15 protein-coding genes and 1 pseudogene are annotated in these 16,837 nt (G+C 40.6%); all 16 read right to left on the bottom strand.

Going from position 1 to position 16,837, the window contains the following annotated elements:
- Nucleotides 1–4 precede the first annotated feature (4 nt).
- Nucleotides 5–1,320 (bottom strand): annotated as a pseudogene (gene fliI / locus MHB83_RS12790) (flagellar protein export ATPase FliI).
- Complete coding sequence (fliH, locus tag MHB83_RS12785) at nucleotides 1,317–2,081, bottom strand: flagellar assembly protein FliH (protein ID WP_309216696.1); 765 nt, start codon at nucleotides 2,079–2,081, stop codon at nucleotides 1,317–1,319. The pseudogene fliI and the gene fliH overlap by 4 nt, the downstream one beginning before the upstream one ends.
- Nucleotides 2,074–3,090, bottom strand: coding sequence for a flagellar motor switch protein FliG (gene fliG, locus MHB83_RS12780; protein WP_003210883.1), 1,017 nt, complete (start codon nucleotides 3,088–3,090; stop codon nucleotides 2,074–2,076). Before fliG ends, fliH begins: the two co-directional genes overlap by 8 nt.
- Nucleotides 3,091–3,101: 11 nt before the next feature.
- Nucleotides 3,102–4,694 carry a flagellar basal-body MS-ring/collar protein FliF gene (gene fliF, locus MHB83_RS12775; protein WP_034619909.1) on the bottom strand — a complete coding sequence of 531 codons (1,593 nt, stop codon included), beginning with the start codon at nucleotides 4,692–4,694 and terminating at the stop codon, nucleotides 3,102–3,104.
- Between the two features lie 49 nt (nucleotides 4,695–4,743).
- The gene (fliE, locus tag MHB83_RS12770) at nucleotides 4,744–5,061 is read right to left on the bottom strand and encodes a flagellar hook-basal body complex protein FliE (RefSeq protein WP_003212183.1); all 318 of its coding nucleotides are present in this window, start codon (nucleotides 5,059–5,061) and stop codon (nucleotides 4,744–4,746) included.
- 11 nt (nucleotides 5,062–5,072) lie between these two features.
- Entirely contained in the window at nucleotides 5,073–5,525 is a 453-nt protein-coding gene (flgC, locus tag MHB83_RS12765) for a flagellar basal body rod protein FlgC (RefSeq protein ID WP_012009953.1), read from the bottom strand.
- A complete protein-coding gene (gene flgB, locus MHB83_RS12760) occupies nucleotides 5,525–5,914 on the bottom strand; it encodes a flagellar basal body rod protein FlgB (RefSeq protein WP_012009952.1) in 390 nt (129 codons plus the stop codon). The genes flgC and flgB overlap by 1 nt, the downstream gene beginning before the upstream one ends.
- Nucleotides 5,915–6,200: 286 nt before the next feature.
- Nucleotides 6,201–6,980 carry a GTP-sensing pleiotropic transcriptional regulator CodY gene (codY, locus tag MHB83_RS12755; RefSeq protein WP_003210838.1) on the bottom strand — a complete coding sequence of 260 codons (780 nt, stop codon included), beginning with the start codon at nucleotides 6,978–6,980 and terminating at the stop codon, nucleotides 6,201–6,203.
- 34 nt (nucleotides 6,981–7,014) lie between these two features.
- Entirely contained in the window at nucleotides 7,015–8,415 is a 1,401-nt protein-coding gene (gene hslU / locus MHB83_RS12750) for an HslU--HslV peptidase ATPase subunit (RefSeq protein ID WP_003211907.1), read from the bottom strand.
- A 16-nt stretch (nucleotides 8,416–8,431) separates the two neighbouring features.
- Nucleotides 8,432–8,977, bottom strand: coding sequence for an ATP-dependent protease subunit HslV (gene hslV, locus MHB83_RS12745; protein WP_003211247.1), 546 nt, complete (start codon nucleotides 8,975–8,977; stop codon nucleotides 8,432–8,434).
- 14 nt (nucleotides 8,978–8,991) lie between these two features.
- The gene (gene xerC, locus MHB83_RS12740; protein ID WP_003211704.1) at nucleotides 8,992–9,909 is read right to left on the bottom strand and encodes a tyrosine recombinase XerC; all 918 of its coding nucleotides are present in this window, start codon (nucleotides 9,907–9,909) and stop codon (nucleotides 8,992–8,994) included.
- Nucleotides 9,910–9,971: 62 nt separating this feature from the next.
- A complete protein-coding gene (gene trmFO, locus MHB83_RS12735) occupies nucleotides 9,972–11,276 on the bottom strand; it encodes an FADH(2)-oxidizing methylenetetrahydrofolate--tRNA-(uracil(54)-C(5))-methyltransferase TrmFO (RefSeq protein WP_003212444.1) in 1,305 nt (434 codons plus the stop codon).
- A 70-nt stretch (nucleotides 11,277–11,346) separates the two neighbouring features.
- The gene (gene topA / locus MHB83_RS12730) at nucleotides 11,347–13,422 is read right to left on the bottom strand and encodes a type I DNA topoisomerase (RefSeq protein ID WP_003212237.1); all 2,076 of its coding nucleotides are present in this window, start codon (nucleotides 13,420–13,422) and stop codon (nucleotides 11,347–11,349) included.
- Nucleotides 13,423–13,615: 193 nt separating this feature from the next.
- A complete protein-coding gene (dprA, locus tag MHB83_RS12725; RefSeq protein WP_050945050.1) occupies nucleotides 13,616–14,518 on the bottom strand; it encodes a DNA-processing protein DprA in 903 nt (300 codons plus the stop codon).
- Nucleotides 14,519–14,581: 63 nt separating this feature from the next.
- A complete protein-coding gene (gene sucD / locus MHB83_RS12720) occupies nucleotides 14,582–15,484 on the bottom strand; it encodes a succinate--CoA ligase subunit alpha (protein ID WP_003212080.1) in 903 nt (300 codons plus the stop codon).
- A 22-nt stretch (nucleotides 15,485–15,506) separates the two neighbouring features.
- Complete coding sequence (sucC, locus tag MHB83_RS12715; protein ID WP_003211841.1) at nucleotides 15,507–16,667, bottom strand: ADP-forming succinate--CoA ligase subunit beta; 1,161 nt, start codon at nucleotides 16,665–16,667, stop codon at nucleotides 15,507–15,509.
- Nucleotides 16,668–16,837: the final 170 nt, after the last annotated feature.

Below are 16,837 nucleotides of genomic sequence, written 5' to 3'. Positions count from 1 at the left end.
TTTGTCAATCCTCTCTATTCATCAAACCGAGCAATACATTCACACTGTCGTCAATAGATACAGCCTCTTCTACATCCTGCTTCAAAAATGAAATCAGATGAGGATAAGCCTGCATGGCATCATCAATGTCTTTCGAGGAGCCTTTTTTATATGCTCCAATGTTAATGAGGTCTTCAGCGTTTTGATAAGTGGATAAAAGCTGGCGGAACCGGTTGGCCGCCTCCTTGTGATCATGACTTGCGATATTGCTCATAACACGGCTGATACTTTTCAGAATATTGACAGCAGGAAATTGTCCTTTGTTGGCTAAAGCACGATCAAGTACAATGTGGCCATCAAGATTCCCCTGACTGTATCAGCGATTGGCTCATTCATATCGTCACCATCAACAAGCACTGTGTAAAACGCTGTGATGGAACCAAGCTGATTCGTTCCAGTTCGTTCAAGTAATTTTGGCAGTATAGCGAACACCGAAGGCGTATATCCTTTTGTCGTTGGCGGTTCACCAGTTGCAAGACCGATTTCCCTTTGTGCCATAGCGACCCGTGTAACAGAGTCCATCATGAACATGACATTTTTGCCTCTGTCTCTAAAATATTCTGCAATAGCTGTTGCTGTATAAGCAGCCTTCATTCTCGTCAGTGCAGGCTGGTCAGAAGTTGCGACGACAACAATCGATCGCTTTAGTCCCTCGGTACCTAAATCCTTTTCAATAAACTCACGAACTTCCCGGCCACGTTCTCCAACAAGGGCAATGACATTGAGGTCTGCTTCTGTCTGCTTAGCAATCATCCCCATTAAGGTACTTTTTCCAACACCACTTCCGGCAAAAATACCGATCCGCTGACCAGTGCCGACTGTAAGCAGACTGTCGATCACTCTGACACCAACGCCCATTTTTTCACGAATAGGCGGCCTGTCCATCGGGTTTGGAGGTGACTGATCTGTCGAAACAGGTGCAAGTCCCTTTGGAAGCATACTGCCGTCCAGCGGTTCACCGAAGGCATCAACAACTTCGCCAATTAACCCAGTCCCAACTTTGACCTTCAGCGACTCACCTGTCGCTTCAACTAGACTTCCTGGTGAAATATTGGATGCTTCTACATAAGGCATGAGCAGAATATTTTCATCTCTAAACCCTACGACCTCTGCTTTTATTGGATCGTGCTTACGCCCCTTTTTATGAATGAGACACACGTCTCCGATAGAACTTTCCGGCCCCTTAGATTCAATCATCAGTCCAACAACTCGATTGACTTTACCAAATCGTTTATAAGGATCTGCGGTTTCAATCGTTTCTTTTAACACATCGATGTTCATTTGTGATCACCTGAATCAATGACTTCTAGTAGCTTTTCTTTCAACTGATTCATTTGTGTATCAACACTCGCTTCCACTTTTCCAAAGCTTGTTTCTACGTAACAAGTCCCTTTTGGCGCTTTTTCATCCGAGTAAATTGCAAGGTGTGTATCCTTTTGAAGGATTCTGATTAATTCGTCTTTATACTCCATCACATGATCGTAATGTTCAGGGTCAACATAGATGGAAATATCGTCATATTCTCTCACTTCAGAAATGACCTGCTTCACGAGAGCCAAAAATTGATCTTTCGTGTCCTCAGCCGAGTACCAAACACGTTTGGCGAGTTCAAAAGCCAGTTCCACAATTTTTTCTGCGGAGCTTTCAATTTTTTCTTCGTAATCCTGCTTGGCAAGACTGACAATGTCATTTGCTTGATCAAGAATTGATCGGTACTGACTCATCGCATCTGCTTCACCCTTTTGGAAGCCATCTTGATAACCTGCTTGTTTCGCTTCTTCAATAAGCTGCATTCTTTCTTCTTCAAAATCAGCGCGGCGCTGATTGATTTCAGCCATTGTTTTTTCAAGCTCACTATTTGCTTGTTCTACTATACGGCTTGCTTGATCTTCAGCATCACTTAGTACAAGCTGCGACACTTCTGTTTCATTGACAAGCTCTTCTTCATGATGTTCTTTTTTGAACTCCACTTGCTGCAAAGGAATCGTTTGCCGGCCTTGCTCAGGAATAACAGATGTTTCATGTTTGATAATCCTAGACAATGATATCGTCTCCTCCGCCTCGAGCTATGACGATTTCTCCAGCTTCCTCGAGTCGTCTTACGATGCTGACAATACGGGTTTGTGCTTCCTCGACATCTCTAAGCCGGACAGGTCCCATAAACTCCATTTCTTCTTTGAACGTTTCGACCATTCTCTGTGACATGTTGCGGAAGACAATTTCTTTGACCTCTTCGCTTGCCACTTTGAGTGCAAGCAATAAGTCATCATTTTCAACATCTCTGATCACGCGCTGAATCGCTCTGCTGTCAAGAGTGACAATATCCTCAAAGACAAACATACGTTTCTTAATTTCATCAGCAAGCTCAGGATCTTGAATTTCAAGAGTGTCTAAAATGGTCTTCTCGGTCGCACGGTCTACACCATTTAGTACTTCTACAACCGCTTCGACTCCGCCCGTTTGCGTATAGTCTTGCGTAAAGGTTGAAGAAAGTTTTTGTTCAAGAATGCGTTCCACTTCATTGATGATCTCTGGAGATGTGCGATCCATTAAAGCAATACGTCTCGCAACCTCTGTTTGTACTTCCTCACCTAATTCAGATAAAATCTGCCCTGCTTGAACTGGATCTAAGTAGGAAAGGATGAGCGCAATGGTTTGTGGATGCTCATGCTGGATAAAGTTTAAGATTTGTTCTGGGTCAGCCTTTCGAGCAAAATCAAACGGTTTCACTTGAAGTGAGGATGTTAATCGGTTTAAGATACTATCCGCTTTGTCCTCACCAAGCGCTTTTTCAAGCACTTGTCTTGCGTACATAAGACCGCCTTGTGATATGTAGTCCTGCGCGATGGCGATGCTGTGAAATTCTTCAATGATTTCATCTTTTTTAGCAGTATCTACACTTCGCACATTGGAAATTTCCAATGTTAATTTTTCTATTTCGTCTTCAGACAGATGTTTGTATACAGATGCTGACACCTCTAGCCCTAAGGAAATCATTAGGATTGCTGCTTTTTGTCTGCCTGTTAGTCGATTTGAATCTTTTCTCGACATGTGTATTCCTCCTAATCCTCGGACAGCCAGCTGCGTAGCAATTTAGCAAAGTCTTCTGGTTTATCTTTTGCCATTTTTTCAAGCTGATTTTTCCTCACCATTTCTTCTGTTTCTGGTTCAGTGTCGATATCAGGAACATGAATTGGTGTATGTTCATCAAACTCAAACTCTTCTTCCTCTTCTTTTCTGCGTTTACGCACAAGAAGAATAATGAGAGCGATAATTGCAAGTAGTAGCACACCGCCTACAATATAAACCCAAATTGGAATATTGTTTGATGGGTTTTCTGCTGCAGTTTGCTGTTTACCGTCTAATTTTGATACAGATAAAACAATTTTGTTATCTAAGTCCGCTTGAGTGAGCGCTTGACCATTTGTGTATTCTTTATCAATTGACGTGCTAATGATCGTTGAAAGAATCTTTTTAATATCATCTTGCCTTTCAGCTGTTAAAGAGTTCACATCGTTTGCAGTTGGTGGTTCGACCAATGCTTGAATGCCAACATCTCTAATTTTATAAGGGCTCTCTTTGATATCTTTATGAATGCGGTTGACTTCATAGTTGATACGATCTTCGCTCTTTTCGTAATCTCCGCTACCATTCGCTCCATCGGCGCCTTGATAGTTTGTGACATCATCGTCGCCTGTTCCAGCGGTTCCACCAGCTGCTGCACCATTTCCTGAATAAGTTTCAGCAATCTTTTCAGCACTGACAGCGATGCCTTGCATGTTTTCTTTATCAACTGGTTCTACAAGGTCTTCTTTTCTTTTCTCTTCAGTAAAATCAATGTCTGTTGTGACCGATACAGCGACTTTTTCTTGACCCATCATTGTTCCCAGCAGCTGTTGAATTTTTCTTTGAAGGTTCTTTTCGATTTCTTCTTTTTTCTGCTGCTGTGCATCCATTCCACTTGCATAGGAATCGGAACTGCTGTTTAAGTCGTAGTAGTTGGAATCTTGGTCCATAATGACAATGTTTTCTGTCTTTAAATTCGGTACACTTTTTGAAATAAGATGATAAAGGCCTTTTACTTGCTGCGGCGCGAGCGTGTAGCCACGTTCAACTTGCAGCACAATGGATGCTGATGCATTACTTTGCTCTTCTCCAACAAAAACGGAATCTTTTGGCAGGTTAATCATAACTTTTGAATCTTTGATCCCATCAATCGTGTTGATTAGATTGGATAGTTCTGTCTGAGTTGCGTCTACTTTCAGAACATCAAATTCATTATCTGTTAAACCGAAGCCGGAATTATTCGCAAAGAAGGAGTAATCAATATTCCCTGTCTTAGGGAGACCCTCAGATGCGAGTGTTACTTTTAAAGAGTCGGCCTGCTTTTCTGGAACGAGAATCGTTGTTCCATTATTCGCAAGTTCCGATTTAACGTTTTTGCCATCTAGTTCCTGTTTGATTTGCCCAGCTTCTGCCTCAGACAAATCTCTAAACAATGGAACCATTTTTTCAGAAGAAGCAAAGATGCTAACAACCGTAATAATGATTGCTAGGGCAGCAACGCCGCCAATCATAAGTATTTTTTGTAATTTTGATCGATTTCGCCAAAACTCAACTGTTTTTGTTCTTAATTGCATTAAAGTACGATTCATCTTAACCCCCGGTCATTCCATTCAGTCTTTTTTTGTCCGTCAGCACCTCCTACATCTGCATTCTCATAATCTCTTGGTACGCTTCGACCGCTTTATTTCGAAACTCCGTTGCAGCTGTGAGTGTCACACTCGCTTTTTGCGAGGCAATCATGACTTCATCGAGATTGACATCTTTTCCTTGTGCAAGTGCATTTGTATACTGGTCTGATTTAAGCTGTGATTGATTTAATGCCTCAATGGAATTCTTCAGCACATCAGAGAAATTCGTTTGACTTTTAGGTGCAGCCGCATGAACGGACGATGCATTTGTCAATTCACTTGCTTGCTGAGCAGCTTGAAGCTGGAAAGGAGATATTGCGTTAACCAATTCTTTTCACCTTACTTTCCTATTTCTAAAGCTTTCATCAACATGCTTTTATTCGCATTTAGCGCGGTCACGTTTGCTTCATATGACCTTGAGCTGCTGATGAGGTCAACCATTTCCTTTAATGGATCAACATTAGGTGTTTGAACATATCCATTTTCATTGGCATCGGGATTTGTAGGATCATATTGAAGGTTGAATGGAGTTTCGTCTTCTGTAATCTTCGTTGCTTTCACGCCGTTTCCTAATTTACCGCTCGAATTCATGCTTGAGTTTAATATAGATGAAAACGATTCACCTGACGGCTGTAATGTGACGAGCTTACGTCTATAAGGCTCCCAGTTGCCATCAACCTGTTTCGCTCTTGTTGTATCCATATTTGCAAGGTTAGAGGATACAACGTCCATTCTGAGCCTCTGTGCTGTTAATGCAGAGGCCGAAGCGTTAACGCCTGAAAAAATTGACATCACTTACCTCCTGTCAAAACTGTTTTAAGAGAATTGAATTTTCCACTCATTCTTTCAACCAACGCATTATACTGAATTTGGTTTTTAGCGAGTTCACTCATCTCTTGATCAATATCGACATTATTTCCGTTTTCTTGATATGAAGTACGGTTGCTCGAAACAACTGAATAATTAGACCCTGTTTTAGAAAAATCAATGTGACCTTGGTATGTTTTTTTAGCATCTAACTTGATCGACGCATCGTTTAGCATATCATGAAATGCGACGTTTTTCGACTTGTAGTTCGGTGTGTCTATATTCGCGATATTATTGCTTATGACTTTTTGCTTAACATTCGCTCTGCCCAAGGCATTCTCAAGGTTGCTTATCGTTCCAGAAAATATATCCAAAACCATATACCTCCAATCATATGTATTTCATTCCATTTAATCATGTCGAGATTTGTAAAACCATATGTTCATTGTAAGAAATAATAGGATTAAAGTCTATGATGTATATGTAAAAAAAACTCGTAATATATATCTATTTTACGAATAGGTATAAAGACCTAGATTCAAAGAACTAAGAATTGTAAGGGTTTTCTTGGAAAAAAGAGTGTCATTTTTCGGACAAATCCTCTTTTTTTATAAAAAAAAAACCTTTTCAGCTTGTATTTCTGCTGAAAAGGGTTTTTGATTAATGAGATTTTAAATTTTCAAGTTCAATTAAAAATTTGTTGTTTAACACTTTGATATACGTTCCCTTCATTCCAAGAGAACGAGATTCGATGACGCCTGCACTTTCTAACTTACGTAAGGCGTTCACGATCACTGAACGAGTGATTCCTACACGGTCAGCAATTTTACTTGCCACTAGAAGCCCTTCGTTACCATCAAGTTCTTCAAAGATGTGCTCAATGGCTTCAAGCTCACTATATGAAAGAGAACTAATCGCCATTTGGACAACAGCTTTACTTCTTGCTTCTTCTTCGATTTCCTCTGATTTCTCACGAAGGATCTCCATTCCAACAACTGTTGCACCGTATTCAGCAAGAATTAAATCATCATCTTTGAATGTATCTTGCAAACGAGACAGGATTAACGTCCCTAAACGATCTCCTCCTCCGATAATTGGAACAATGGTTGTCAAACCTGATTCAAATAAATCACGGTTCTCAATCGGGAAAGCTGTATACTCACTGTTAATGTCAAGATTTGAAGATGTTTCAGGGATGTTAAATAGACTCTTTGTATATTCTTCAGGGAACTGACGGTCTTCAAGCATTTTTTTCATACGCGGATTTTCAATCTGCTGGTTGATCGAGTAGCCTAGAAGCTTCCCTCTTCTGCTTAATACGAAAATGTTTGAATCAATGACATCTCTCAACGTTTCTGCCATTTCCTTAAAATTAACTGGTTTCCCCGCTGCATCTTGCAGCATTGAGTTAATAATCCTTGTTTTTTGTAGTAACGCCATATTAATGATCCTCCTAGATTACTTTATTCATTTGTTAAAGTATAAATTGACTTAAGTCTTTGTTATTCGCAATCTTTCCTAGCTTCTCTTCTACATACTGAGGGGTAATGGTCACTGTCCCTAGTGTAATATCAGGCGCCTCAAATGAAAGCTCTTCAAGCAGCTTTTCAAGTATGGTATGAAGCCTTCTTGCACCGATGTTATCTGTCTCCTGATTGACATGATAAGCCACTTCGGCAATCTTATGAATAGCATCGTCAGAAAATTCAAGAGATATACCTTCTGTTTCAAGTAAAGCTTTATATTGCTTTAATAATGCATTATCTGGTTCCGTTAAGATTTTCACAAAGTCTTCGATACTTAATTTATCTAATTCTACACGAATTGGGAAGCGCCCTTGAAGCTCTGGAATCAAATCTGATGGTTTTGCCATATGAAATGCACCTGCTGCTACAAAAAGCACATGGTCTGTTTTCACTGCCCCATATTTCGTCATCACAGTTGAACCTTCTACAATCGGTAAAATATCACGTTGAACCCCTTCACGAGAAACATCTGCAGATGATGCACCACCGCTTTTAGCGATTTTATCGATTTCGTCGATAAAAATAATTCCTTGCTGCTCTGCTTTATAGACAGCTTCTTGACTGACTTCATCCATGTCAATCAGTTTTGAAGCTTCCTCAGCTGTTAACGCCTTTCTTGCTTCTCTGACGGTCAGCTTTCTGCGTTTTTTCTTTTTAGGCATGAGATTGCCGAGCGCATCCTGCATGTTCATGCCCATTTGCTCCATACCCGAGCCCTGAAGCATATCAAACATGGATGGCTGCTGCTCTTCGACTTCGATCGTGACGTAATGATCTTCAAGTTCGCCCATAGCCAGTTGATGAGCGATTCGCTTTCTTGTCGATTCAAGTTCAACTTCTTCACTTGATTGATCTCGATCACGGTCATCTTCATCAGAACCACCAAACAGCATCTCAAAAGGATTTTTCACAGACTGGCTTTTTTTCTTGCCAGGAACAAGTAAATGAACAAGACGTTTATTTGCTTGTTTTTCTGCTTCTTCTTGAACGTCTTTCATCTTTTCTTCTTTGACAATTCGGATCGCTGTCTCAACTAGATCTCTGACCATCGATTCTACATCACGGCCGACGTAACCAACTTCAGTAAACTTCGTCGCTTCCACTTTAATAAAAGGCGCACCAGAAATTTTTGCAATTCTGCGGGCAATCTCTGTTTTCCCCACACCTGTTGGGCCGATCATTAAAATGTTTTTCGGAACGACTTCATCCTTTAGCTTATCATGTAAAAGGCTTCTTCTGTAACGGTTTCTTAAAGCCACCGCCACTGCTTTTTTCGCATCAAGCTGACCAATAATGTATTGATCAAGCTTTTCAACTATCTCTCTTGGGGTGAACGGCTTTTTCTCCATACGTCTCATGTCCTTTCTATTCAAGCTCTTCTAAAGTGATTTGATCGTTCGTGTAGACACAGATTTCTCCAGCGGTTTCAAGAGCTGCCTTTGCAATATCTCTTGCTGTGAGATGATCACCTGCATGTGTTTTGAGTGCTCTCCCGGCGCTAAGCGCATAATTGCCGCCTGAGCCGATGGCCAAAATACCGTCATCTGGTTCGATGACCTCTCCTGTCCCAGAGACAAGCAGGATGCTGTCTTTGTTCATAACGATCAGCATGGCCTCAAGCTGTCTAAGCATCTTGTCACTACGCCATTCTTTTGCTAGTTCTACGGCTGCCCGCTTTAAGTTACCACCATATTCTTCAAGCTTCGTTTCAAACTTTTCAAAGAGTGTAAATGCATCTGCTACTGAACCTGCAAAACCTGCAAGCACCTTGCCTCCGAAAAGACGGCGCACTTTTTTTGCTGTGTGTTTCATCACGACAGCCTGCCCGAAAGTGACTTGACCGTCTCCAGCCATCGCACTTTTTCCTTTGTGTTGAACGGCAAAGATGGTTGTTGCATGAAATGATGACATGAAAAAACCTCCTTTTAGGATCGTTTAAAAGCCCTTGGGTGATGAGACATGTACGTTTTCCTTAAAGAATCTTTTGATACATGCGTGTACACCTGAGTTGATGATAAATTCGAATGACCAAGAAGTTCTTGAACACTTCTCAAATCTGCCCCCTCATTTAAGAGGTGTGTGGCAAAGGTGTGCCTTAACATGTGAGGATGGATATGTAATGTGCCTGACGCCTTTTTCATTAGTTCAGTGAGAATGAATCGAACGCCTCTGTCTGTAAGAGGCGCCCCGCGCTGATTCAAAAACACATATGCATCAGCACGATCATTCCCCTTCGCTTTCAGCTTTAGCCTTCCATCCTCTAAATAAGTGATGAGCGCTTCATGAGCATATGAACCAAAAGGAACATACCGCTGCTTGCTGCCTTTTCCATGAACAAGCACTGTATCCATCGATAAATCAAGATCAGATTCTTTTAATGAACATAACTCACTGACCCTCATACCTGTTGCATAAAGAAGTTCTAAAATCGCTTGGTTTCTTTGCCCAAGCGGTGTGCTGACATCAGAAACTGTAAAAAGCTCTTTTAGTTCCTCTTCATACAAAAATGAAGGAATTCGCTTATCCTGCTTTGGTAAGCTAACGAGTAAAAAAGGATTTTCTTTCACAAGCTGTTCTCTTAATAGAAATTTATAAAAGCTGCGAAGCGCAGAGACTTTCTTACTAATCGTTCTTCTTGTCAGGCCTTTTTCATAAGCTTCTGTTAAATAAATTCTCGTATCTTGATAGGATACCTCTTCAAAACCGTCTATTCCTTGAACGTTCATAAATCTGACAAACTCTTCAATCGCTTCTGTATATCCTGAGATGGTTAAAGCAGAATAGTTTTTTTCAATTTGCAGATATTCAATGAATAAGTGGACAAGACGCTGTTTATTCGTCATTTTTACACCTCTTTAAGGCTTTTAAATGGTATCACATATCTTGCTTTCCGTGCAATGATTTACTACAGAGATTTCGAAATAGTTTGAATAGTTTCGATTGCGCGCTTAGCGTACTCCGCATAACGCTCTTGTTTGTTTTTAATGCGAACACCAAGATCTTTCAACAAACCAAAATTCGCATTCATTGGCTGGAAGCTTTTCTTGTTTGTCGATGTGATGTAATAAGCCATGCTGCCGATCGCTGTTTCCTCCGGAAGTGTCACAAGCTCTTCTCCTTTGACAAAACGAGCGGCGTTAATTCCAGCCACTAGTCCGGAAGCTGCGGACTCGACATAGCCTTCAACGCCTGTCATTTGTCCGGCAAAGAATAGATCTTCTCTATTTTTAAACTGATACGTTGGTTTTAAAAGACTTGGTGAGTTAATGAATGTATTGCGGTGCATCACGCCATAACGAACAATCTCTGCTTCTTCAAGACCTGGAATCAAGCGGAATACTTCCTTTTGGTCGCCCCACTTCAGATGTGTCTGGAAGCCGACGATGTTATATAAAGTGCCTGCTGCATCATCTTGTCTTAATTGAACAACAGCATAAGGTCTTTTTCCTGTTTTCGGATCTTCAAGTCCTACTGGCTTCATCGGACCAAACAACATCGTTTTCTTTCCTCTTTTCGCCATGACTTCAATTGGCATACAGCCTTCAAAGAAGATTTCTTTTTCGAACTCTTTTAATGGCACAGTTTCAGCAGAAATAAGCGCGTCGTAAAAACGATCGAATTCTTCTTCTGTCATTGGACAGTTTAAATAAGCAGCTTCTCCTTTGTCATAACGTGATTTCAAGTACACCTTATCCATATCAATGCTATCTTTCTCTAGGATAGGAGCCGCTGCATCGTAGAAGTACAGATATTCTTCACCAGTTAACGATTTTAATTCTTTTGAAAGTGCTTCAGATGTAAGTGGGCCTGTCGCAATAATTGTTGGACCTTCTGGAATGCTTTGCACTTCTTCTTGAAAAACTGTCACATTCGGGTGATTTTTTACGCGATCAGTAACGTTTGCTGCAAATTCATGACGATCTACTGCAAGCGCTCCGCCAGCAGGAACTGAGCTTTCATCTGCAGCTGCGATAATCGCTGAATCTAAATGACGCATTTCTTCCTTTAATACACCGACCGCATTTGTCAAAGCGTTGGCACGCAGTGAATTGCTGCATACAAGCTCTGCAAATTTATCTGTGTGGTGAGCTGGCGTTTGTTTGACAGGTCTCATTTCATACAAGTTGACTTTAATTCCGCGTTTAGCAATTTGCCATGCCGCTTCACTTCCAGCTAAACCTGCTCCGATCACATTTACAAATTGACTCATTGTACAACTCTCCTATTTCGTAAGTTCTGTTTGATGACATAAAAAAGCAGGTGAACAAGGCTGCTCACCGCTATTTTTGTTGTTCCTCTTTATAATCACAGTTCACACATTGAACTTGCATGCCTTTTTTCAGCTTTTTCTCTACAAGCATATTTTCGCATTTTGGACACTTTCTTTCAATCGGTTTGTCCCAAGAGACGAATTCACACTCTGGAAAACGATCACAGCCATAAAAAATGCGGCGCTTCTTAGATTTTCGTTCAACAATGTTTCCTTCATGACATGTCGGGCATTTCACACCAATATCTTTCACAATTGGTTTTGTGTTACGGCAGTCAGGAAAGTTAGAGCAAGCCATGAACTTACCGTATCGACCCATTTTGTACACCATCGGATGTCCACACTCTTCACAGTCAACTCCGGCGTATTCAGGCTCAATCTCAACTTCTTGCATTTCTGCTTCCGCTTTTTCGACCCGTTTTGCAAAGTCTTGATAGAAGCTGTCGATAATACGAACCCATTCGATCGTACCTTCTTCAACGCTATCAAGTTCTTTTTCCATTTTCGCTGTGAATTCCACGTTAATGATTTCAGGGAAGAATTCAATGATTAAGTTGAGAACAATTTCCCCAAGCTCTGTTGGGATAAACCGTTTATTATCAAGTGCGACATAGCCGCGCTTTTGAATCGTATCTAATGTTGGTGCATACGTAGACGGACGGCCTATACCTAGCTCTTCAAGCGTTTTGACAAGTCTTGCCTCAGTGTAGCGCGGAGGCGGCTGCGTGAAGTGCTGTTCAGGTTCGATATCTTTTGAAAGAACCGTATCACCTTCTTTAAGATCAGGCAGCATTTTGTCCTTTTCTTCTAGCTGGTCGTCTTTCCCTTCTACATATACCTTCATGAATCCAGGGAATTTCACTTTGCTTCCGTTAGCACGGAATGTAAGCCCGTTATTATCAAGGTCCACACTCATTGTATCAAGAACAGCCGGCGCCATTTGGCTTGCGACGAATCGTTCCCAAATCAATTTATACAGACGAAGTTGATCTCGGCTTAAAACATGTTTGACATCTGCTGGTTTTCTTAGCGTAGATGTCGGTCTGATGGCTTCGTGAGCATCTTGTGCATTTTCATTCTTTTTAGCGGTTCGTTTTGTTGTATTTAAGAAATTCTTACCGTACGTCTGATCAATGAAAGCAGATACTTCTTCAATCGCCGTATTGGAAATACGTGTTGAGTCCGTTCTCATGTATGTAATGAGTCCGACTGTACCTTCTTTACCAAGATCAATTCCTTCATATAATTGCTGTGCAATCATCATCGTCTTTTTCGCACGGAAGTTTAATTTTCTCGCAGCTTCCTGCTGTAAAGTAGATGTTGTAAACGGAACAGCTGGGTTGCGTTTACGCTCTTTTTTCGTCACTTTCTCTACAGAGAATTTGCTCCCTTTTAGTTTCGAAAGGATTTCTTTTACATCTTCTTTTGTTTTCAGTGGATGCTTTTTGCCATTGACGCCAAAGAAGCTCGCTTCGAAGCTTTCTTTTCCTTTTAGGAATGTACCGTCAATTGTCCAGTATTCTTCTGGTTTAAATTCATTAATTTCATTCTCGCGATCAATAATCAGGCGGAGTGCAACTGATTGAACACGACCAGCACTTAAGCCCTTTTTCACTTTCTTCCATAAAATCGGACTAATTTTATACCCAACGAGACGATCTAAGATCCGTCTTGCCTGCTGTGCATCAACTAAATCCATATTGATCATACGTGGATGCTTAAAGGAATCTTTAATAGCATCTTTTGTAATCTCGTTAAAGACAACGCGGCAGTCAGAAGAGAGGTCAAGGTCAAGGCTATGCGCTAAATGCCAAGCAATCGCTTCTCCCTCTCTATCGGGGTCAGCTGCGAGATAGACTTTCTTTACTTTTTTCGCAGCTGTTTTTAATTCTTTTAATACGGGGCCTTTCCCGCGAATTGTAATATACCTCGGTTCGAAGTCATGCTCAGTGTCAACACCAAGCTGACTTTTCGGTAAATCTCTTATGTGCCCCATTGAAGCCTTTACTTTATACTTTTTACCTAAATAACGCTCAATCGTTTTCGCCTTGGCTGGCGACTCAACGATGACTAAATAATCAGCCATACTCAAAATCCCCCTTAAGAGGTGTTCTCTCTTTATACATTTCACAATTCATATTTATGTTAATTGCACCTATCTAACAGGCAATCATGAAAAATTCTTTATGATGAACATCATTATAAACACGAAAAACAAAGTGTAAACTTAAATCCTCACTATTATTAAATATTCCTATGTCTTTTGTCAAACGATATTTTTATGAGAGTTCAGTATATTGAACGCTGCGGAAGGAGAATTCCTCTAAAATATCCTTCGTTGAATGAACAAGCTTTGCTCCCTGCTGTATAAGTCTGGCTGGACCTGTGGAATTAGGATCAAAGATTGATCCTGCAACCGCAAATACCTCTTTGCCTTGCTCAAGTGCTTGATAGGCGGTAATGAGTGAACCGCTCTTTTCTTTGCACTGAATCACGATGGTTCCACTTGTGAGCGCACTAATTAAACGATTCCTCAAAGGGAAATGCCACTTTTCTGGTTTGACGTAAGGCGGATGCTCAGATAAAAGCAAATGATGCTCGCCCATGTATTCAGCCATTTGCACATGTTCCTTTGGGTATAAGTGCTGAAATCCGCCTGCTATAATACCGATCGTTTTCCCTTTATTCCTAATGCACTCTTTATGTGCAAGTCCATCAATGCCTTTTGCTAAGCCACTGACAATCGTCCACTCTTCCTTTACAAGCTCACCAACAATTTTCTTCACACATGCTTCTCCATAAGACGATGGAACTCGTGTGCCTACTACACCTAAACTTTTTTCTTCATTTAAATACGATATGTTTCCTTTTAGGAATAACACAGGGGGAGGATCATAAATATGTTTTAGTGTGCTGGGATATAAGGGTGATGTGATGGGAATCATGTGAATGTTTTGCTTTAAATAGGCTTGAACGATGTGTTGAAAAATGGGGAATTCTTTTTCTTCGGCTTGTTTTAAGCGGGTAAAGTCGATTGTTTGTAATGATCGATCCTGTTTGAAATGATGTGTTTCTTCATTTATATATAGCTCAGGATCGACTTTCCACCATTTTGTTAACAAAGAGGGTGAGATGAGGCCTTTTAAGCGGTGAAAAATCATTCTTTCGGACACGTTGTACATACCATTCCTCCTGTTTAAGATAGAAAGAAGAAGACTTGTCAAAGAACAAGTCTTCTTGTGTCATTAATGCGTTTTACAAGCTTCAAAGAGATTCTTCTCTTTTAGTACTTTAATCAAAGTTTCTCCCATGACAGATGGTGTCTCTGCCACTTCAATTCCACATTCACGCATTGTTTTTACTTTTTCATCAGCTGTTCCTTTACCACCAGAAATAATGGCACCAGCATGTCCCATGCGTTTTCCTGGAGGCGCCGTTTTACCGCCAATAAAGCCAACAACTGGCTTTGTCATATTTGCTTTTACCCATTCAGCTGCTTCTTCTTCAGCCGTACCGCCAATTTCACCGATCATAATGACAGCATGTGTATCAGGGTCTTCATTGAATGCTTTTAATACATCAATAAAGTTTGTCCCATTGACAGGGTCTCCGCCGATTCCTACAGCTGTCGATTGACCAACGCCAGCTTCTGAAAGCTGATGTACCGCTTCATATGTAAGCGTTCCAGAACGAGAAACAACCCCCACATGACCTTTTTTATGAATGTAGCCTGGCATGATCCCAATCTTACATTCTTCAGGTGTAATGACACCTGGGCAGTTAGGGCCAACAAGTCTTGTCTTTTTCCCTTCCATATACCGTTTTACTTTGACCATGTCAAGTACTGGAATATGTTCTGTAATACAAATGACTAGATCGACTTCTGCATCAACAGCCTCTAAAATGGCATCTGCTGCAAATGGTGCTGGTACATAGATAACAGAAGCATTTGCTCCAGTTGTTTGAACAGCTTCAGATACTGTATTAAATACAGGAACTCCTTCTACTTCAGTTCCACCTTTTCCAGGTGTGACACCGCCAACAATATTTGTTCCGTACTCAATCATTTGTTTTGTATGGAACAATGCGGTTGAACCGGTAATCCCCTGAACAATTACTCTCGTATTTTTATTAATAAATACACTCATTTAGGTTCCCTGCCTTTCTGCTCTACTTGACTAAAGATACAATCTTTTCTGCCCCATCAGCCATAGACTCAGCAGAAGTGATATTTAAGCCTGAATCGCTCAGAATTTTCTTCCCTAATTCAACGTTTGTTCCTTCAAGACGTACAACGAGTGGTAATGTTAAGCCGACTTGTTTCGTCGCTTCAACGACACCTTCTGCAATGACATCACATTTCATGATGCCGCCAAAAATGTTCACGAAAATCCCTTTTACATTTTGATCAGATAAGATGATTTTAAATGCTTCCGTTACTTTTTCAGCTGTTGCACCGCCGCCAACATCCAGGAAGTTTGCAGGGTCCCCGCCGTAATGCTTGATGATATCCATTGTAGACATCGCAAGACCTGCACCATTGACCATACAGCCAATATTTCCATCTAGAGAAATGTAGCTTAGATCATATTTAGATGCTTCAATTTCTTTTGGATCCTCTTCATCAAGGTCACGGTATTCTAATATATCTTTTTGTCTATATAAGGCATTGCTATCAAAGTTTAATTTCGCATCAAGTGCCATGACTTTTCCATCGCCTGTTACAACAAGTGGATTAATCTCAGCAATTGAACAATCTTTTTCAACGAACGCATTGTAAAGACTTGTCATAAACTTAACAGCTTGGCCAACTAATTTTGTTGGAATATTAATTTTAAACGCTACTTCTCTCGCCTGATAGCCTTGCAATCCAATCGCTGGGTCGATGACCACTTTGACGATTTTTTCTGGCGTTTTTTCTGCTACTTCTTCAATTTCAGTACCGCCTTCTTCAGAAGCCATCAATACAATTCTTGATGTCGCTCTGTCCAAAACAAGTCCAACGTAGTACTCCTTTTGAATATCGCAGCCTTCTTCAATAAGTAAGCGTTTTATTTCGCGCCCCTCAGGCCCAGTTTGATGTGTGACAAGTGTTTTGCCGAGCAATTCCTCTGCAAACCCTTTCACTTCATCTTTTGTTTTTGCAATTTTTACCCCGCCTGCTTTACCACGGCCGCCTGCATGAATCTGTGCTTTTACGACATATACAGAGCTTTCTAGCTCTTCTGATGCTTTCACTGCTTCATCAGGTGTAAATGCTACTTTACCATTTGGAACTGAAACCCCATATTTTCTTAGGATTTCTTTTCCTTGGTACTCATGGATATTCATTTCCCATCCTCCCAACATATGTAGAAACAAAAATTATAAAATAGACTGCGCTTTCATTTTAAAGAATAAAAAAGAGAATGTCTAGGGTTCTATGTAAAATCGTAAAATCCTTCTAAACATTCAAACTTTTATTTTATTAAAAATATAAATTTTTCATTCAAAACACTTAT

Source organism: Bacillus sp. FSL K6-3149, from assembly GCF_038630515.1.
Taxonomy (GTDB): Bacteria; Bacillota; Bacilli; order Bacillales; family Bacillaceae; genus Bacillus; species Bacillus pumilus.
Note: the sequence above shows the minus strand (reverse complement) of the source record. Positions and strands in the feature narration are given on the sequence as shown.